Consider the following 18,706-nt stretch of genomic DNA (forward strand, 5'->3'; position numbering starts at 1 on the left):
CAGCCGGAGAAATGATTCGTTCGAGGCGATGGAGTTCTATAGCTGCCTCCGCCAACTCGGTCAAGCGTCAGGGGATCAGCGACTCCCGCAGTTGCTGCAGCGCAACCCGAACTACGGTCTCTGATTGGTGGACCTCTCTCAGATTCATCCCGGTAAACTCTTTGACCGCACGGCGCATGCCTTGCACGTTTGTGAACCCGCACGATGTCGCAATTTCTGAGTAGGTGGTCCTTTGGGCCTCGGCCTGCAGAAGGAGCTCCATCGCCTTGCGCGTTCTCAAGGCGCGTATACGCTCGCCCAAGCGGAGTTCTTCATTCTCGAAAAAGTAGAATAGGGACCGACGGGAGAGGTTGAACCTTTCAGCGACCTTTGCCACGTCCAGATCGGGGTTGTCATAGCTGGCCTCAAGGTATTTTTTCACCGCCCGATTTAGGGCTGGTTTCTTCGCCTCATCGTCGACCGGCGTTTCGAGCAGGGAGCCCACCAGGGTCGCCATCATGGATCTGAGGATATCTGCGGTTCCCGACGCCTCCCTGCTGATGCCGGGCCGCTTCCAACTCAACAGAGCAGGAATCACGAAAGTGCCCACAATTGGATGCTTTGCGAGGTCCGGCAGGCGAAGTAGGGAGCGTAGCGCCGCCTCGCTTACATCTAGACTGCTGCGGTCGATGTTGATCTGCAAGGCGTGAAAGCCCTCGGGCGCATCGAAGCTGCCGCCCAGCGAGGTGTCGATGAATCTGACGGAGCCCGGTGATACAGGCTCAGGCACGCCGTTGAGAGCGAGGGTTAGGGCCTGCGCTTTCCTGAAGTAGACCAGGCGAAGATCCTTGGTGTCGGGATTCGGCGCCCACGAACCCAATGCGGGGGCGTTGACTATTTCTATGAGGCTGAAACCTGGCCCGGCAAGACTAATGGCCGAAGGAGTGAAAGGCACGGCAACAGCGTGTGCCGACTTTTCTAACCGCATCGGTGTTTCGACAGCACTGCCGTACCACGTTCGCCAATGTTCGAACCATTGTTCAGGACTGAGCCCCTCCGGCACCGCATATCGTCGCAGCTGACCGCTGGTCTCGATAGCAGATTGAGGCATGCCATCCTCCTTTTTCACCAGCGTGAACCTTCATAGCGCTCCGCTGGAGTGGCCACGACGTCTTGAGCCAGCCGTTGCACACACGCAAGGCTGGCCAGAAAAGACCACAGCCGTTAACCATATTTTACCTGTGTACACATCTTCATTTGGTGCGTTGGTGGTTTCAGTCCCGGCGCCCCAACATGACCGGCTTTGTCGCCGCACTGGCTTGGGTGAATGCCGTTGGACAGGGCATGCTCGGGCGATATGCTCTGCTCCTACGAGGAGCTGTTAGCCATGGCGCGCGTGTCTTCCACATCATCATTGGAAACGTGGCCAAAGAAATGCGCGTTGCCATTAACTGGCCACGGAGTCACGGAGTGAAGACTGGGATGCTGGGGCGACGCGTTCCACATTCTGCAGATCGGTATTTAGGTGTCCGCCGGGATGCAGCGTGGTTGGGAGATCATTGAGCCGTTCGGGGGCGAGGGCATATTCGATAGCCAAGATGCTGGCCCCAACGACTCCGGCTTCCGGGCCGGTTTTCGATTGGGTGATATTCAGATGCTGGGTCGCCAACGGCGTTGAGCGTGCATAGACTGCTTCACGGATTCCGGCGATCAGATGTTCTCCGGATTGTGCAAGCGATCCGCCCACGACAATCAGCGCGGGATTGATGAAGCTCACGCACATGTTGAGCATTTCTCCGATGACGCGGCCAGCCTGCCGGACGGCTTGAATAGCATTCAAATCGCCGGAACGGACGAGTGAGACGATGTCGTTTGCGGTTGTTGCTTCGAGTCCGTTTTCGCGGAGCTGGGCCGCGATTGCCGGGGCGCCTGCGATGGCCTCCAGGCAGGCACTCTTGCCACAGCGACATTGAATTCCTGCCGCGTTGGAAACGGCAATATGGCCGACGTCTCCAGCGACTCCTGCTGCGCCTCGCTGCAGTATGCCTCCACTAATGACACCGGAGCCGATGCCGGTGGCGACTTTAAGGAAGATCATGTTGTCCTCATTGGGCCAGCGTGTCGCCCGCTCGCCGAGGGCCATAATGTTGACATCGTTGTCAACCAATACGGGAACATCAAAGGTCCGTTGAACATAAGCGGGAACATTGAATCCGTCCCATCCCGGCATGATCGGAGGGCTGGTCGGCTTTCCGGTGGAGTGTTCAACGGGACCGGGCAACCCGATCCCGACAGCGATGATGTCCGTTGCCGGACGCTTCTCCGTTTTCAAATGACCCTGCAGTGTCATCGCTAGCCAGTCCAGAACAAATTCGGGTCCGCACGAAATCTCAAGTCGTTCAGTCGTTTGCAAGAGAATCCTCCCCGACAGGTCCGTAAGGGCCACGGTCGCGTGCGTGGCGCCGACGTCGGCGGCAGCGACTAGCCTTGCACCGGGGTTGAAGGCTAGTCGCGCCGAGGGACGGCCTCCGGTGGAAGCCGCATCCGACACCGGCACCACTAGGTCGAGTTCCAGGAGGGCCTCGAGGCGGGAACTGATGGCTGCTCGCCCCAGGCCCGTTATCCCGGCCAGGTCGGCCCTGGTTCGCGGGCGTCCGTCCCGCAAGATGCGCAAAAGTTCGCCGGCGCCGCCGTTGTGCATGTCTCTCCGTTTCGGGACTCAAAAGAGGAGTGGGGAGCGTCAGGTCTTGACACATCAGGTCTTGACACACCACGCGTCACAGGACTCCGAGGGGACCTCATCTCCACTCAGTGTCAAGGTGCCCACTCGCCCCCGTCCACTCGTCGAGGCCCGAAGCATCACAAAGTGCAGCTTCGGTGCGTAAACCGTCCCTAAGAGCGTCAAAAGGTGCAGACTTTTGCTGGTTGACTGACGAAAGTTACGTGCTGCATGTCACTGTTTCGGCATGGAAAACGACAGAACCACGACAGCCCCCTCCCGGTTACGGGCCGGGTTTGTCGGCGCCGGGTTCATGGCGGAGGTGCATAGCCGAGCCGCCCGTGCCGCAGGGGCGGAAATCGCCGGCATAGCGTCCTCGAGCCCTGCCAGTGCCGCCCGCGCCAAAGATCGCCTCGGCGTCGAACAGGCTTACGCCTCAGCCCACGACCTCGTCCATGACGACATGATCGATGTCATCCACATCTGCACCCCGAACGCCACCCACCACGCATTGGCAGAGGCCGCGCTGAAAGCAGGCAAGCACGTTGTCTGTGAGAAGCCCCTGGCTACCAACGTGCAGGATGCCACTGCCCTCGTGGAGCTAGCCGCTAGGACCGGAACGGTTGCAACCGTTCCCTTCGTCTACCGGTTCCACCCGATGATCCGGGAAGCCCGGGAACGCATTGCATCCGGCCAAACGGGACGCATCTCCACCATTCAGGGATCCTATCTTCAGGACTGGCTGCTGTACCGGGACGACGATAACTGGCGGGTCGACGCCGGTATCGGTGGCCCTTCGCGGGCGTTCGCCGACATCGGGTCCCACCTGTGCGACCTCCTAGAGTTCGTGAGCGGGGAACAGATAGCACAGGTCGGGGCCCTGAGCCGCACTCTCTTCTCCGGCCGGGCAAACCACAAGGACGTCCAGACCGAAGACCTAGTTGCGGCTGTATTCGTGACTGAGGCCGGCACCGTGGGAAACCTCCTGGTCAGCCAAGTCGCGCCTGGGCGAAAGAACCGCCTGATGTTCGAGATTTCTGGTTCAGAGAACACCCTCCAATTCGACCAGGAAGCCCCGGAGACGTTGTGGCTTGGCAAAAGGTCCGGTTCCCAGCTGCTTGTCCGCGACCCGGACGCGCTTAGCCCCGAAGCGGCACGGCTCAGTGTCCTACCGGCTGGGCATCCGCAGGGTTATCAGGACGCATTCAACGCTTTTGTCGCCGATACCTACGCCGCAATCGACGGACACATCCGCGATGGCCTCCCCACCTTTCGGGACGGCCTCAGATCCGCCGTCCTCACCGAAAGCATCATCGAATCCAGCAGGGGCGGCGAGTGGGTCGACGTCCCAGACGCGAAAAAACTAGAAGGAGTGAAGTAATGAAAATTTATCCAAATATGCCTCGGCGCATGGGGCGCCCGTGGCTTAAGGAAGGCAGTAGGATGATCCGATCTCTCGATCGCGGCAAACGGTCACGCATCGTAGCGGGCTTGGGTGCCGCGCTCACCGTAACGCTGTTGGCGACCGCATGCACCGGCGGGTCATCAGCACCGAACACGGCGGCGGCAAAACCGGCAGAGCTGCGGATGCTCTACACTACCGATGAAGCCAACAGCGCCGCCGTCGCGTCGCTGGTGCCGCAGTTCAAGGAAAAGTTCGGCATCGATCTGAAGATCGACAACCAGCCGTACGACGCGTTGCAGCAGAAGGTCTTCTCAGAGTTCGCTTCCAACAGCAGCTACTACGACATCGTCGTCGTCGACACTCCGTGGGCGCCGGCCCTTGTGCAGAACCTCGAGCCCCTGAGCCAGTATCTCGAGAACGGGGCCCTGAACCCCGACGGCCCGCAGTCCAACGTGGGCGACTTCATCCCCAAAGTGTTCTACGACACGGCCGTCTACAACGCTGATTCCCCGATTAAGCGCTACCCGGATCCCACGGCGAAGCCCGACGCTTCCGCGATAAAGAATGCAGGATTCGACGTGTACGGGATGCCGATCCAGTCGAACGTAGCTGTCATGGCCTACCGCAGCGACCTGTTCAACGACCCGGCCCAGAAGGCGAATTTCAAGGCCAAGTACGGCAAGGACCTCACGGTCCCGAAGACCTGGGACGACTATGCCCAAGTGGCGGAGTTCTTTACCCAGCCGGACAAGAAGCTCTACGGCACCACGGTCATGGCGGGTGTCGGCGACTGGGCCACCGATGACTTCAAGACCCTGCTCGCATCCCAGGGCGGGGACGGCACCCTGGCGGACCAGAACGGCAAGCCAACGTTCGACACGCCCGAAGGAGTCCAGGCGCTGGATTACTATGCCAAGCTGGCGCAAAGCGGACATGTCCCCCCGGGCAGCACGTCAGCGGACTGGGGTACAACTGCCGAATCGTTCGGCAGCGGGCTGACCGCCATGACGATCAACTACCACGACCTGAAGCTCGGTGACAACGTCAAGGGCGGCACCATCGGCTATGCCCCGGTGCCCACAGCGAAGGCCGCTGGGCCCCACTTCGGGACCTGGATGCTGAGCGTCAATAAGAATTCCAAGAACAAGGAGTGGGCCTACCAGGGGATCAGCTGGCTGACCGCCGCCGAGCAGCAAACGACGATGACCGCCAAGTCCCTACACCCCAGCCGGAACTCCGTCTTCACCGGCATCAAGAGCGATAACCCCCTCGCACCCTTCTACGACACCCTCGGCAAATCCCTCGCGGAGGGCGTTGGCCGTGCACGGTTGACCAACTACACCGAAGTCAGCCACGAGGTGGCAGTCGCAGTGAACAACGCAGCGACCGGCGCTTCCTCGCCATCGGATGCACTCAAGTCCGCTTCAGGGAAGGTCTCGGCCCTCCTCAAGTCGGCTGGCTATTAACCCATCGGACCGTTCAAGGTCGCCCAAGGAGTATCGATTATGAAAGCAACCGCCGCACCATTGGATGCGACTTTGACGGTTGACGCTTCCCGCCGTGCGGACGGCCTTACCACGGCCGTTCCGCGCGGCAGGAAGCCGCTGACCTGGAAAAAACGTTCGACCCCGTGGGCCTACATGGCCCCGGCCATGTTTGTCCTGCTACTGATGACGGTGGCCCCGGCCCTATTTATTTTCTATTCGGCATTCCGCAACGACAAGATCCTCGGGGGCGTGGGCAAATTCGTCGGACTGGACAACTTCATCACGGCCGTCACCAACGCCTCGGTCCAGCACGCATTCCTTATCACTTTCGGCTTCGTTGCGGTCGCCGTGATCCTGGAGATGATCCTGGGCTTCGCCCTTGCTCTCCCGCTCGCGGCCCAAACCCGCGCCAACAAAGTCGGGGCTGCGCTCATGCTGCTGCCTTTCGCCGTCACCCCCGCGGTTGCGGCCATGGTATTCAAGCAACTGCTGAATCCCAACTACGGGTGGGTAGGCTACTACCTCGGCGTCTTCGGATTTCCCAAAGGCATTGACCTGCTCGGTGATCCGACATCGGCATGGATCGTCCTGGTCATTCTGGACATGTGGCAGTGGACACCGTTCATCGCCCTGATCCTGATGGCCGGGCTTCAGTCCCTGCCGGGGGAACCCCGGGAAGCAGCGATGGTCGACGGAGCCACCCCATGGCAGATGTTCCGGCACATCACGTTCCCGGCAATGGTGCCGTTCATTGCCATCGCGGCCGTGCTGCGGACGATCCAGGCTTTCAAGACCTTCGATTCCTTCAAGATCCTCACCGGCGGCGGTCCCGGTGAATCGACCGAAATAGTCAATCTGGGCGTATTCCGCGTCGGCCTTCAAAGCTTCAACGTCGGTCTCGCCTGCGCCCTGGGCGTGGTCTTCCTGATCATCCTCTCGCTCCTTATCCCCTTCATGCTGCGCATCATCGGCCGCCGAGCAGACCCCGAGGAAATGTAATGACAACGACATCATCAACCAGCCGCCGCGGTACCATGGCACGCGTCATCATCGGACGCACGTTCCTGTGGGCATGGCTCCTGATCGGCCTGGTGCCGCTGCTGTTCATGGTCATCACCTCCATCAAGCCAGCCGGGATCGCCAACCAGATTCCCCCGGCCTGGATTTTCCAGCCCACCCTGGATAACTACGACTCTGTGCTCTCAGCCGGCGGCGGCAAATCCGAAAGCTTCGGTCAGCTGCTCACCAACAGCGCAATCGTCAGTCTCGGTGCCACCGCGCTGGCCATCATCGTGGGGGTCCCGGCCGCCTACGCCCTGACCATGAGGGATTTCCGGGCCCGCAAGGGACTCTCATCCTGGATCCTGTCGACCTACATGTTCCCACCCATCGTCGCCGTCATCCCGGTCTTCGTCTTCGCCGGCAAGCTCGGGCTCATGGACACCTACCCGGCCCTGATCATCCCGTACGCTGCCTTCAACCTGCCCATCGTCGTCTGGATCCTTCGCAGCTCGATCCTGCAGCTGCCCTATGAGATCCAGGAAGCAGCCATGGTCGACGGGGCCTCAACATGGGAGGTCCTCCGCCGGATCATCTGGCCCCTCCTCGTGCCGTCCGTCGCCACGGCCGCCGTACTCACCATCGTCCTGTCCTGGAACGAATTCCTGTTCGCCCTGTCCCTGACCCGCAGCGGAGCCAAGACCGCTCCGGTGGGCCTGCAGCAGTTCACCGGCATGTACGGCACAGACTGGGGCAACATCACCGCCGCAGCGACCCTGATCGTCGCGCCCATCCTGGTCCTCATGGTCGTGCTGCGGCGCCAGATGGTCGCCGGCCTCACCTTCGGTGCAGTCAAGTAAATGAGTATTGGAGAAGAAAAGATGAAAGCAGTCATCCTCCCCGGTGACAAAAGAGTCACCGTCGTGGAATGCGAGATCCCGGAGCCTGGACCGCATGAGGTGCTGGTGCGGACCCGTGCCTCCGCGATCTGCCGCAGCGACATGAGCATCTACTACGGCACCCCGATCGTCGGCGGCGAAGGCGCCGGCCACGGTTCGGTAATACCCGGGCACGAGGCAGCCGGCGAAGTCGTCAAGGTCGGAAACGCCGTGACCCACGTTAAAGTAGGCGACCGCGTCGCCGGCTACCTCGCCCTGGGCTGCGGCTTCTGCGAGTACTGCCTCAGCGGCTACATGATGCTGTGCAACCAGTGGAAATGCTTCGGTTTCGACGTCCATGGCGGTGACGCCGACTACTTCGTGCTGCCCGAGCGCAACTGTCTTCAGCTCCCTGACGAACTCAGCTTTCGCGCCGGCGCGGTGATGACCGACATGGTCGGCAGCCAGTACCACGTGCAGAAGCAGCTCGGCGTGGTTGGCGGAAAAACGGTCGCCGTTTTCGGTATGGGACCAATGGGATCAGCCGCGGTACTCATCGGCAAGGCCTTCGGCGCGCGCGTCATCGCCGTCGACGTCATCGACCACCGGCTCGAACAGGGCAGCTCGCTCGGCGCGGACGCCGTCATCAACAGCGCGACAGCCGATGCCGTCCAGCAGATCAGGAACCTCACCCAAGGCCGCGGAGCGGACGTCTGCATCGATTGTTCCGGCAACCCCGCCGCGCAGAACTCGGCCCTGGACGCCGCCGCCAAGCTAGGCGCCGTCGCGTTCGTCGGTGAGTCGCGGGCCACGCAGATCAATCCCAGCGACCAGATGCTCAGAAAATTGCTCACCGTCGTCGGCGGCTGGTACTTCCCCATCAGCGACTGGGAAGAAATCGTGCGCCTGGTCATCGACCAGAAAATCCCGGTCGAAAAGCTCATCAGCCACGACTTTTCCATTGATCAGGCCGAGGAAGCCTTCCGGGCCTTCGACCAACGCGAAACCGAAAAAGCCGTCTTCGTCTGGTAAACCCCGTAAACCCTCCCAAGGAGAGAACCCATGTTCAGATATGCCGCCGAACTCGTCCCATACCACGACCACGGCTTCGAAGACTCGATCCGCGACCTCGCCGACATCGGCTTCAAGGAAGTCAACCTCTGGTCCTCCGCAGCACCGCTGGCCCACCACGTCAACCCGGGAGATGACCCCGGCAAAATCCTAGAAGTGCTGGACAAGTACGGGGTCAAACCCTGCGGCCTCACCGTCTACGGAAAGACCCAGGACGAAATCCTTGAACGCGTCGATTTCGCGGCAGACCTCGGAATCGAGACCCTCATCTTCGACTGCGAAGCCAACTACCCCGACTTCGTCTCCACGTTCCTGCCACCCATCGTCGAAGCTGGAGCGCGCCGCGGAGTTCGGATCGCAGTCGAAAACCATCTCACCGTCCCGTTCTCCGCCGATTTCGAATCCGGTGCCAACGAAGACCACCGCTGGGACGAAGGCGTTGACACCCTCGCGCAGATGAAACGGCTCATCCGCGACATCGACGACCCGTACCTTGGCGTCTGCATCGCTCCCCCGCACCTGTGGGTGATGCAGGACACCATCAGCGAAGCGATCACGTTCCTCGCGGAACGCAAGCGGCTCTTCTACTACTACATCTGGGACATCGACCGCGCCTACCGCCACGGCATAGACGGCCTGAACTTCGGTCCCGCCGACCTGCAACTCCCCCGCGCCGACGGAACACTTGACCATTCCGTAATGCTGGGAACGCTGCGCCGTGTCGGGTATGAAGGCGTCGCCAGCCTCAAGTGCCATGGCACGCAGGGATGGAGTTTCGAAAGAATCGGTGAATACCTTCGCGCGTCCGACGCCTATGTCAGGGACTGCATGAAAAAGGCCCAATCCCTTTGAGCACCCCGGGCCCGGCGCACGGTCTGGGGTCTGCAGCGGCAATCGCCGGTATCTTCCCGGCAGTACCCGACTTGTAGTCCCCAGACCTCAAGAAGGGAATTCCGAAAAAGAGGAACGGCCCGGCCAGGCGACACCCAAACCCTTGGGCCGGGCCGTTGGACTGTGGCGTTAGCCGTTGATGACCTGGGGGAACGCCGAGGGCTTTGAGGCCTTCGACGCCGAACTCGAGGCCGTAACCGGATTGCTTGACTCCGCCGAACGGGACGCGGGGGTCGACGGCTTCGTGCTTTTGTATCCAGACAGTTCCTGCCTGGATACGGGCGGCGACTTCGCGTGGGCGGTCAGGTCGAAGGACCAGACCGAGGCGCCCGGTCCGACGTCGAGGGCGTTTGCCTTGGTGACGGCCTCGTCAATGGTGCTGTGGCGGATGATCGGCAGGGCGGGCCGAACATGTCCGCCACCAAGGTGGTGACGGCGTCCTGGGTCAGGATTGGTGGGGTGTTCATGGGTGTGCCTTATCTCAGGTAAAGAAAAAAATGGTGTGAGTCTGGCCGGTGTTTTTAGACGTCGGGTTCGCGTGCGGTGGTGGTGTCGGTGAACTCGATGCTCTGTGCTGTACAGTTGCGGCGTTCCAGGACGACACCGGCGATGAAGGCGACGGGGACCATGGCGAGCAGCCAGTTGGCTGTTACGGGGTCGCCGCCAATGAGCGTGGTGAAGTTGCTGATCACTGAGCAGAGGACCGCGGCCATCAGCACCACCGCCAGGGCTGGTGCGATGATTGTCTGCCAGATGCCCTGGCCGCCGTGGCGGCGAAAGAAAACGACGACTGCTGCAGAAGCCAGGACGTAGAGAACGAGCAGGGCCACTACCGCGATACCGGCGAACCAGGTGAAGAGCGTCAGGACCGGATCCAGGTTCAGGATGGCGAAGGGCATGGTCATGATCAGCGCCATAACGGTCTGTACTCTCGCCGCTGCGAAGGGTGCGGCGTGGGAGTTCGTCCTGGCAAGGCTCGAGGGCATGGAGCCGCGTTGGGCGAGCGAGTGCAGGTAGCGGTTGATGGCGTTGTGGAAGGCGATGATTCCGGCAAGGACCGACGTAATGAGGAAGATCCCGCCCACTGGGCCGGCCCATTGACCGAGTTTGTCGACTGCGGCGGCGAAGAAGAACGAGGTGGCATCGCCAGATTCGACTGCTGCCCCGGCCGCTGCTGTTACTGAGCTGGCACCGTAGTAGGAGACGAGCATCCAGGTGATGAAGGCGAAGAAGATGGCGATGACACTGACGGAGAGATAGGTTGCGCGGGCGACCGTGCGGCGCGGGTCCTTCGCTTCATCGGAGTAGATTGCCGTGGATTCGAAGCCGAACATGGAGGCGACGGCGAACATGATGGCCACGCCCGGGGCGCCGGCCGCAATGGCGGCCGGCGAGAAGCTGGCTGCCAGGTCCAAGCCTTCGTGGCCTCCCCCCGAACTGAGGACACTGATGCCGAAGGCCAGCAGGATGGCCACTTCGGCGCCGACGAGCATGGCCAGGAACTTCGCTCCTAGCTCGATGTTCCGGGAACCGAGGACCTGGACGCCGGCCATGGTCGCCAAGACGAGCAGCCACCACGGGACACTCAGTCCAGTGTAGGTGGCAACCAGGGCGCTCAGGCTTGCCCCGTACAGCCCGTACATGCAGGCCTGGACTGTGCCGTAGGCCAAAAGCGCGAGCCAGGCCGACCCTGCTCCAGCGTAGCGGCCGAGTCCTGCCGTGACGTACGCGTAGAAGGCGCCATTGGCGCGGATCTTGCGGCTCATGGCGATGAACCCAACGGCGAAGATGATGATGACGACGCCGACGGTCAGGTAGGCACCCGGCGCGCCGGGGCCGTTGCCAAGGAGGACTGTGAGACCGGATGCCCCTGCAATACCGGTCAGCGGCGCTTGGGCCGAGAGGACGAAGAACAAGATTCCGATGACTCCGATGGAGCCCTTCTTCAGCTCGGTTCCCGGCCTGGTCACCGGCTTCGTTGCCGCTGTGGAGCCCGAGGGGGTTTCTGTGTGCGACATGGTGGATGTCAACCTTCTTTGAGGATTTTGGGGGATTGCGGTGCGCCTAGGCGAGGTGCTGGTTGGCGATCGTGCGGGCTGCTTCGAGTCCGCTTTCGATCGCGCCGTCGATGAAGCCGCCCCAGCCGTTGGCGAAGTCCGATCCTGCGAACAGGAGCGGGCCGTGCTGTTGTTGGAAGCCGGGCAGTGATTCGGTGAGGAAGCCGGTGCGGTGCATGGGCCAGGTCTGGCGGGCAAGGGGGTCGTTGGTCCAGTCATGGCTCGCGACATCCAGGACCTCCAGGTCGGGCACCAGCAAGTCCAGCGCTACCTGGACCTGGGCCTTGTCTGCCCCGTCAAGGCGGGCGGTGTCGGGTCCGAAGGCGACGAGGATCGTGTTGCCGTCCTGGTCATACTCGGCCTGGGCGAAGTTCAGGGGCCATTCGGCCGAGCCGAGGGCGACGAACGGCTTGACCTCGCCCTTGACCGTGATCCAGACCTTGATGCCTTTGGAGATCTGGCCCTCGTTGATGGCCGTTTGCTCCTGCGCCGGCAGCGACGGCTCGAATTCGACCGCCCCCAGTGCGCCCAGTGGGAGCGTGCTGATGACATATCCTGCCTCGAAGGTTCCACCGTCCGTGGTGGAGACCGTCGCTTTGTCGGCAGCGTAGTTGACCGAGGCGACGGTTGTCCCGAGACGGACGTCGGTACCGGCAGCAATACCGTTGATGAGCTTCCCGGTACCACCCTGGATTTTGAAGGTGGCGCAAGCTTCGAAGTTGACCATCCAGTCCCCGTTGGTCAGGGCAACCCAGCGCAGGGCTTGGGTGAATGCCGCCCCGGCCACGGGGCCATTGAAGTTCAGCGCCCAGAAGGATTCCAAGATGTCCCGCGAGTACTCCGAGAGGCCCAGCTCAATGAACTTGTCCGGAAGAGATACCTCGTCGATGCTTTTGATCTCGGTGCTGGTGAAGGGGCTGAACGGTTGGGGGAAGTAGTTCCGTGATCCCTGCACCAGTTTCCGGTTGGGTTCATCGATCTCCCCCAGCAGCTGGTCCGGGGTGCCTTCGTGGCGTTGGCCGGCCGCCCACCAGTACGCCCGCTCGGGGACCGGGCTCTGGACCGTTCCCAGACCGTAGCGTTTCATTTCGGCCCAAACGTAGGGCTGGGTCCAGTGCACCCAGGTCCCGCCCATCTCCAGGGGCCTGCCCAGCCGGTCGTCGAGCCAGGTGCGGCCTCCGATCCGGTCGCGTGCTTCGAGGACGATCACTTTCAAGCCGGCCTGACGGAGTTCGCGGGCTGCGGTTAGTCCGGCAAAGCCTGCGCCGATGATGACGACGTCTGCCTGCTCAGGGGTGGGGGTGGTAGTCACGGCGGAATCTGCTTTCAGGAAAATCCGGGCGGGTATCAGGAGTAGACGAAAAATTCAGTGGTGTCTGCCACGACGGTCCACCGGGTCTGGGTGCCCTTATTGAACGACGCCGCGGAGCCGGGGGTGAGGTCGAAGCTTTCGCCGCCTTCAATTTCGATATGCAGGTGACCTTCGAGGATGTGCAGGGTCTCATCGGCTTCGATCAGCAGGTCGAACGGCTCTGGGGCTTCGGCCGTGGTGACGTGCCAGAAACCGGAGGAAAGAGCTGGCCGGTCACCTTCACCCGGGCGGCGAACCCACTGGACCTGGCCCAGGATGAAGGGCTCGTACTTCTGCGGGTCGAAAGCGTCGTGGATGGAAAAGCCGGTCGTGGTGGTCGGTATTGCGGACATCAAAGTCTCCTTCAATCAGAACTAAGCGAATGCTTAGTTGTGTGTTGAATCACATCTAAGCATTTGCTCAGGAAGTACGTCAATACTGCATTTCGGAAAGCTAGAATCGATCCATGAACGGCGACAAACACAAGGGGTACGGGACCGGCCGGGAGGCGTTATTGGCCGCGACAGTGCACGTCGTTGCCGCCAAGGGCCTCAGGGGTGCGACCTTCCGCGCTGTCGCCGAGCAGGCGGGAGTGAACAACAGCCTGGTGGCACACCACTTCGGGACCCGCGATGCACTCATCGAGGCCGCTCTGGAGTGGTCGGTCAAGCGGTCCATCGGCCTGTCGCAGCTGGAAGAACTCCCGGACACAGAAGAGGAATTCTGCCAAAGCATCCTGGCGTTGATTGCCGATAATCCTGACCTCCAGGTTTTCCAGTACGAGATGATCCTTGAGTCCCGGCGCCGACCCGAGCTTGCCGGTGCCGTGCGGCGGCTGTACGCCAGCTACGTCGCCGCGCTCTCGGAGGGGTTGCGCCGGATCGGCTTCGACGGCCAAAACGGCGCCGCCGAGGCCGCTTTTGCCGCATTGGATGGGCTGGTCCTCCAGCTGCTGGCGGGGGTGGATCCCAAGGGAGTCGAGAACGCCATCCGGTACCTGTGGGTTGCCTTGGGCGGTGACGTGACCGAACCCGCCGCCAGCGCCAGCTGACACGACACTACTGTGCCCCGGCCGGACGAGTCAGGGCACAGCTTCGTCCTTGCCGGTCGGGTGCGCCTAGCAAGCCCTGGACGGGCTGAGGGCGGCCAGATTCAGGTACGACATTCCAGCCCTTGCAAAACGGTAATACTGGCCCCGGGCGCGGCGGAGCCCTGAGGAGCCGGGCGCGGCGGAGCCCTGAGGAGCCGGGCGCGGCGGAACTCTGCGGAGCCGGGCGCGGACTCAACAGCCGGCCGCGAAGTGGACCCCCATTTCTCAACACCCCTGCCTACATTGGGTGCAATCCGTCATTGCTTCTCGTGCCGAGCAGCTTTCCAAAACGGTATACAGAAATTGGCGCAACCAAGGCTGCGGCGCTCATAAATTCCCGGATTTATGGGCTTGAATCAATTCTTAGCATGATTGAAACCTCCGCGAAACAGCTTTTGGGATACAAAATGGGTATCCCTTTCGGCGCCGATCTTATCGGGGCCGGCCCTCCCCTTCATGCCGTGGAGTTACACATGACTGCTGTATCCCGCACTACCGGGTCACCGGCACCGTCCCCGGGCGGTACCGTCGCCTCTGTCCTTGACTCGATCGGATTCACCCGCGCCCAGTTCTGGGTCTTTCTGCTGATCCTCGCCGGTGAGTTCTTCAACACCCTCGAGCAGAACTCCGTTGGCGCCATGGCCACCCACATCAAAGGGTCGCTGCAGATCAGCGACGTCCAACTCACCGCAATCAACACCGCTACCGTCGTCGGCGGGCTCATAGGCCGGGTCCTCGCCGGCTGGCTCGCCGACCGGTACGGCCGGCGCTTCTCCCTCAGCTTCAATCTGCTCATCTACACCCTCGGCGGCCTCCTGAGCGCCGTCTCGTTCAACTACGAAATGCTCCTCGTCAGCCGGCTCATCGTCGGTATCGGCATCGGCGGCGAGTTCATGATCGGCATCGTGATGCTCTCCGAAATGGTCGCCACCCGGTTCCGCGGCATCGCAATCGGAGCCATCAACGTCGGCGCCGGCGGCCTCGGCAACTTCATCTCCTACGGCCTGTTCCTTCTCCTGCTGGGACCATTGGAAATACCGCTGGGAGGCGAAGACGCCGTCTGGCGCTGGTCATTCGTCATCCTCGCCGTCCCCGCCCTCCTGGTGGTCCTTTACCGGCGGCGGCTGCCCGAGACCCCGCGGTTCCTGCTCTCGAAGGGACGCGTCACCGAAGCGAACCAGTCACTCGCCATCCTCGCATCCGACTCGCTCCGCCCCACCAAGGAACGTCCGAAAGTGGAACTCAGCTTGGAGGACCTCCCCCCGGTTCCGCTCCGCTCCTCGCCGGCGGCGGTCTTCCACCGCCTCGTCCTCCGGCGGACGGCCGCCCTCGGTGTCGCATCCTGGATGGCATTCGGGTCCCAAGTCACGCTGAACTTCCTGATGCCCACGCTCCTTGTTGAACGCGGTTACTCTGTGTCGGAGAGCCTGCTCTACACCATGATCATGAACATCGGCTCGTTGCTAGGCGCCACCACCGCTGCGGTCATTGCAGGAAAGGTCGGGCGGCGCACCGCCGTCACTGTCGCCGGGGTGCTCGGATGCCTCACTGCACTCGCCTTCGCCGCGTTCGGAAACGGCACTGCCACCATCCTGGTGTTCGGCGCGCTGTTCCAGTTCTTCACCATGGTGACCAACACGACGCTCGCATCGTGGACCGCCGAGGTCTTCCCGACGGCCATCCGAGCCTCCGGAGCATCCATCGTGAACGGCATCGGCAACATCGCCGGCGCGGTCATGCCCTTCCTCGCCATCGCCCTCTACGGCACCTTCGCCTTCGCCGGCGTCTTCGGACTTGCCGCCGTAATGTACGCAGCCCTGGTGCTTGCGGCACGGTTGGCCCCGGAAACCCGGGGAAGGTCCCTTGAAGACGTCAACGAGAACACCCTCGCTACTGCCCACGCCTGACCCATGGGGTGCCGCCGGGTTCCGGCGGCACCCCATCAACCCACACCGCTCAACCCTCCTGGAGGAAAAACATGAAATCCCTGAACATCTCAGCCACCGCCAACGGCCTGAACTACCTCCCCGAGTACGTCGCCGACGTCGGAGGCATCTTCGCCGCCAACGGCCTGAGCGTCACCGCGACCGCGTGCGACCCGTGGACCGGTGTGCTCGACGATCTCGACTCCGGTGCCGCTGACCTCGCGCTCGGCGGGCTGTGGGTCCCCGGCATGTACGCCGGAATGGACCGCCGCGTCACCGTCGTGGGCCAGCTCAACCACCGCTTCCCGATGACCATCGTCGCACGGCATGCCGCCGGCCCCGTGGGCCTCGACGGGCTAGCCGGACGCGTTGTGCTCGCCCCCGGCGCCGGCGGCAGCGCACCGTTTGAGTTCACAGCCGGGCTCATCCGCGAGGCCGGGCTGGATCCCGCCGCGACCCGCTGGGTGCGCGACCTCTCCACCGCAATGCTCATCGAGCTGTACCGCGGCGGCCTCGGCGATGCCATCATCCTCGACCTCCTCTCCGCAAAAGAACTCGTCGCCGCAGGCGAAGGAACCATCGTCTTCAGCCACCTCGACGCCGGAGGGGTCATGCCCAACAGCGTGTACTACTGCCGGACCGACCGGGCGGACGAACTCGCCGACCGGATCGCACGCTTCGTCGAAGCCATCGCAGTGTCCATGGAACGCATCACGTCCGGCGCGGCGACCGCCGAGATCGACACCGTCCTCGCGGCCCGCTGGCCGGACCGGAACCCGGCCCTGCTGCGCCAGGCCGTGGACGAGATGGCCCGCGGCGGGGTCTGGGACACCACCGTCATCGACGCCGGCGCGTCCGGCCGCTGGATGCGGATCCTCGCCGACGCCGGTCTGATCACCCGCGCCCCCTCGCTCGACGAACTCAGCGGAACCCGCACGGTCGGCACCGCCTCGTGACGCTCGTCCTCGCCGCCGACCAGATCGCAACCCTGATCGGCGCCGTCGACGTGACCACCGTCGTCGAAGCAGTGCACGCGGACGTCGGCTCGGGCCTTTATGACCCAACCGGCGCCGGCGACGCAATCTTCCTGCCCATGGCTGCCCGATCGTACAGGCTCGGGCTCCCCTCCGTGAAGCTGATGGCCGACATTCCCGACAACGGCTCCCGCGGGCTACCGACTCAACGCTCGACGATCCTGCATAGCCAGCGGCCGTGACAGACTGGTGCCATGCTGCTCGACGAGATCGTGAGAACCTCGGAAGCCGTTGCGGCCACCCGCTCCCGGCTCACGAAGATCAATGAATTGGCAAGGCTGCTGCTTCGGCTCGACCCCGCGGACATCCCGACGGCGGTCGGCTTGCTCACCGCTAAGCCTCGCCAGGGCCGAGTCGGGATAGGCTGGAGCGGCATGCGGGCGGCCAGGGTCGAGTCCGCTCCTGAGCCGCATCTCACTATTGCCCACCTCGACGCTGCGTTGGACCGGCTGCTGGCAGTCGTAGGCGCTGGCTCGACCGTGGACCGCGCCGCCACCCTTCGGACTCTGATGGCGGAAGCCACCGAACGAGAGCAGGCCTTCATTGCCGGCGTGCTGCTCGGAGAACTTCGTACCGGCGCACTTGAAGGCGTACTGACGGATGCGATCGCCAGCGCTGCCGGCCGGCCGGTCGAGGCCGTACGCCGGGCAGCAATGCTCTCCGGCGATCTCGGCGGGACCGCCCTGCTGGCGATCACAGGCACCGCGGCCCAGCTTGACGCTGTCGGCCTCGTCGTCGGACGTCCCGTGCAGCCCATGCTCGCCGCAACCGCGGCCAATACCGGCGAGGCGCTGGAAGCCACAGGGGAAGCGTCGGTGGAATACAAGCTCGACGGGGCACGCATCCAGGTTCACCGTGCCGGCGACGACGTACGCATCTACACCCGCACCCTGGCCGAAGTGACCCATCGGCTGCCCGAGGTGGTGGAGGTGGTGCGCGGACTGCCCGTGCGCGATGTGATCCTCGACGGCGAGACTCTAGCCCTAGACGAGGACGGCGGCCCCCGGCCGTTCCAGGAGACCATGTCCCGCTTCGGGGCGGACGCGGCGCGCACCACGCTACTGCATCCATGGTTTTTCGACGTGCTGCACATCGACGGGCGCGACCTGCTCGACGAGCCGCTGTCCACACGCATCGATGTGCTCGAACGCATCGCCCCCGGTTACCGCATCCCGGGGAAAATCACTGCGGATGCGGCTGTTGCCGAGAGAGTGTCGCACGATGCGCTTGCCGCGGGCCATGAGGGTGTGATGGTGAAGGCAGTGGGCTCGACCTACGCCGCCGGGCGCAGGGGTTCGAACTGGATCAAGGTGAAGCCGGTGCTCACCTACGACTTGGTGGTGCTCGCCTGCGAATGGGGGTCAGGACGGCGCACCGGGCTGCTGTCGAACCTGCACCTCGGAGCCCTGGACCCTGTTGGCGAGTTCGGTGAACCCGGCGGCTACGTGATGGTGGGCAAGACTTTCAAGGGCCTCACCGACGCGCTGCTGCAATGGCAGACTGAAAAGTTTCAGGAGTTGGAGGTGCGGCGTACGGCAGGAACAGTCTGGACGCAGCCGGTCACCGTCGTCGAGATCGCCATCGACGGCGTCCAGCACTCGTCCCGCTATCCCGGTGGAATCGCCCTTCGGTTCGCACGCGTAAAGCGCTATCGTGACGACAAGACGGCCGCGGAGGCCGACACCATCCAGACGTTGCGCGCTCTGCTCCGTACTCCACGGGGCAGAAAAGTATCGCCCCAGTCGGCGGAACCAGATCCGGGAAGCGGCGCCCTACTCTCGTAAAATAGATAGTTTAGCGTTTCCGTGCAGGCGCGTGCA

At 63.0% G+C, this 18,706-nt stretch carries 16 protein-coding genes and 1 pseudogene; 11 read left to right on the top strand and 6 right to left on the bottom strand.

The features are described 5' to 3' along the window. Positions 1–67: 67 nt before the first annotated feature. A complete protein-coding gene (locus LD110_RS02785) occupies positions 68–1,090 on the bottom strand; it encodes a helix-turn-helix domain-containing protein (protein WP_225496170.1) in 1,023 nt (340 codons plus the stop codon). Positions 1,091–1,426: 336 nt separating this feature from the next. Next, positions 1,427–2,680 (bottom strand): ROK family transcriptional regulator, encoded by a 1,254-nt coding sequence (locus LD110_RS02790; RefSeq protein ID WP_225496171.1) that lies wholly within the window; start codon positions 2,678–2,680, stop codon positions 1,427–1,429. Between the two features lie 265 nt (positions 2,681–2,945). Between LD110_RS02790 and LD110_RS02795 the strand changes: the two genes are divergently transcribed. The 6 genes from LD110_RS02795 (at position 2,946) to LD110_RS02820 (ending at position 9,390) form a co-directional block, all read left to right on the top strand. Then, a complete protein-coding gene (locus tag LD110_RS02795) occupies positions 2,946–4,079 on the top strand; it encodes a Gfo/Idh/MocA family protein (RefSeq protein WP_225496172.1) in 1,134 nt (377 codons plus the stop codon). 62 nt (positions 4,080–4,141) lie between these two features. After that, positions 4,142–5,569, top strand: coding sequence for an ABC transporter substrate-binding protein (locus LD110_RS02800; protein WP_225496173.1), 1,428 nt, complete (start codon positions 4,142–4,144; stop codon positions 5,567–5,569). Between the two features lie 39 nt (positions 5,570–5,608). Then, complete coding sequence (locus tag LD110_RS02805) at positions 5,609–6,589, top strand: carbohydrate ABC transporter permease (protein ID WP_225496174.1); 981 nt, start codon at positions 5,609–5,611, stop codon at positions 6,587–6,589. Beyond that, positions 6,589–7,449, top strand: coding sequence for a carbohydrate ABC transporter permease (locus LD110_RS02810; protein ID WP_225496175.1), 861 nt, complete (start codon positions 6,589–6,591; stop codon positions 7,447–7,449). The genes LD110_RS02805 and LD110_RS02810 overlap by 1 nt, the downstream gene beginning before the upstream one ends. After that, entirely contained in the window at positions 7,450–8,499 is a 1,050-nt protein-coding gene (locus LD110_RS02815; RefSeq protein ID WP_225496177.1) for a zinc-binding dehydrogenase, read from the top strand. Positions 8,500–8,529: 30 nt separating this feature from the next. After that, positions 8,530–9,390: a sugar phosphate isomerase/epimerase gene (locus tag LD110_RS02820; RefSeq protein ID WP_225496178.1), complete on the top strand. Its 861-nt coding sequence runs from the start codon at positions 8,530–8,532 to the stop codon at positions 9,388–9,390. Positions 9,391–9,558: 168 nt separating this feature from the next. Here LD110_RS02820 and LD110_RS02825 read toward each other — a convergent pair. From LD110_RS02825 to LD110_RS02840, 4 genes and pseudogenes are all read right to left on the bottom strand, one after another. Beyond that, positions 9,559–9,834 (bottom strand): annotated as a pseudogene (locus LD110_RS02825) (aldehyde dehydrogenase family protein); the annotation flags it as partial. A gap of 116 nt (positions 9,835–9,950) precedes the next feature. Then, positions 9,951–11,447: an APC family permease gene (locus tag LD110_RS02830; protein WP_225496179.1), complete on the bottom strand. Its 1,497-nt coding sequence runs from the start codon at positions 11,445–11,447 to the stop codon at positions 9,951–9,953. A gap of 46 nt (positions 11,448–11,493) precedes the next feature. Then, the gene (locus LD110_RS02835) at positions 11,494–12,798 is read right to left on the bottom strand and encodes an NAD(P)/FAD-dependent oxidoreductase (RefSeq protein ID WP_225496181.1); all 1,305 of its coding nucleotides are present in this window, start codon (positions 12,796–12,798) and stop codon (positions 11,494–11,496) included. Between the two features lie 35 nt (positions 12,799–12,833). After that, on the bottom strand, positions 12,834–13,190 hold the full coding sequence (locus tag LD110_RS02840; protein ID WP_225496182.1) for a cupin domain-containing protein: 357 nt from the start codon (positions 13,188–13,190) through the stop codon (positions 12,834–12,836). A 113-nt stretch (positions 13,191–13,303) separates the two neighbouring features. On the opposite strand from LD110_RS02840, the gene LD110_RS02845 reads away from it, so the two are divergent. From LD110_RS02845 to LD110_RS02865, 5 genes are all read left to right on the top strand, one after another. Further along, positions 13,304–13,888 carry a TetR/AcrR family transcriptional regulator gene (locus tag LD110_RS02845; RefSeq protein WP_225496183.1) on the top strand — a complete coding sequence of 195 codons (585 nt, stop codon included), beginning with the start codon at positions 13,304–13,306 and terminating at the stop codon, positions 13,886–13,888. A gap of 512 nt (positions 13,889–14,400) precedes the next feature. After that, positions 14,401–15,834, top strand: coding sequence for an MFS transporter (locus LD110_RS02850; protein ID WP_225496184.1), 1,434 nt, complete (start codon positions 14,401–14,403; stop codon positions 15,832–15,834). Between the two features lie 71 nt (positions 15,835–15,905). Beyond that, a complete protein-coding gene (locus tag LD110_RS02855; RefSeq protein WP_225496185.1) occupies positions 15,906–16,808 on the top strand; it encodes an ABC transporter substrate-binding protein in 903 nt (300 codons plus the stop codon). Then, complete coding sequence (locus LD110_RS02860) at positions 16,805–17,068, top strand: hypothetical protein (protein WP_225496186.1); 264 nt, start codon at positions 16,805–16,807, stop codon at positions 17,066–17,068. Before LD110_RS02855 ends, LD110_RS02860 begins: the two co-directional genes overlap by 4 nt. Before the next feature lie 12 nt (positions 17,069–17,080). Next, entirely contained in the window at positions 17,081–18,670 is a 1,590-nt protein-coding gene (locus LD110_RS02865) for an ATP-dependent DNA ligase (protein WP_225496187.1), read from the top strand. The last annotated feature ends 36 nt before the right edge of the window (positions 18,671–18,706 follow it).

It is taken from the genome of Arthrobacter sp. M4, from assembly GCF_020251205.1.
In the GTDB taxonomy this organism is placed as follows: Bacteria; Actinomycetota; Actinomycetes; order Actinomycetales; family Micrococcaceae; genus Arthrobacter.

Bases quoted from the DNA above. Each gene is read 5' to 3' on its own strand.
- LD110_RS02785 (WP_225496170.1), bottom strand. From the start codon at position 1,090: ATGCCTCAATCTGCTATCGAGACCAGCGGTCAGCTGCGACGATATGCG.
- LD110_RS02790 (WP_225496171.1), bottom strand. From the start codon at position 2,680: ATGCACAACGGCGGCGCCGGCGAACTTTTGCGCATCTTGCGGGACGGA.
- LD110_RS02795 (WP_225496172.1), top strand. From the start codon at position 2,946: ATGGAAAACGACAGAACCACGACAGCCCCCTCCCGGTTACGGGCCGGG.
- LD110_RS02800 (WP_225496173.1), top strand. From the start codon at position 4,142: ATGATCCGATCTCTCGATCGCGGCAAACGGTCACGCATCGTAGCGGGC.
- LD110_RS02805 (WP_225496174.1), top strand. From the start codon at position 5,609: ATGAAAGCAACCGCCGCACCATTGGATGCGACTTTGACGGTTGACGCT.
- LD110_RS02810 (WP_225496175.1), top strand. From the start codon at position 6,589: ATGACAACGACATCATCAACCAGCCGCCGCGGTACCATGGCACGCGTC.
- LD110_RS02815 (WP_225496177.1), top strand. From the start codon at position 7,450: ATGAGTATTGGAGAAGAAAAGATGAAAGCAGTCATCCTCCCCGGTGAC.
- LD110_RS02820 (WP_225496178.1), top strand. From the start codon at position 8,530: ATGTTCAGATATGCCGCCGAACTCGTCCCATACCACGACCACGGCTTC.
- LD110_RS02830 (WP_225496179.1), bottom strand. From the start codon at position 11,447: ATGTCGCACACAGAAACCCCCTCGGGCTCCACAGCGGCAACGAAGCCG.
- LD110_RS02840 (WP_225496182.1), bottom strand. From the start codon at position 13,190: ATGTCCGCAATACCGACCACCACGACCGGCTTTTCCATCCACGACGCT.
- LD110_RS02845 (WP_225496183.1), top strand. From the start codon at position 13,304: ATGAACGGCGACAAACACAAGGGGTACGGGACCGGCCGGGAGGCGTTA.
- LD110_RS02850 (WP_225496184.1), top strand. From the start codon at position 14,401: ATGACTGCTGTATCCCGCACTACCGGGTCACCGGCACCGTCCCCGGGC.
- LD110_RS02855 (WP_225496185.1), top strand. From the start codon at position 15,906: ATGAAATCCCTGAACATCTCAGCCACCGCCAACGGCCTGAACTACCTC.
- LD110_RS02865 (WP_225496187.1), top strand. From the start codon at position 17,081: ATGCTGCTCGACGAGATCGTGAGAACCTCGGAAGCCGTTGCGGCCACC.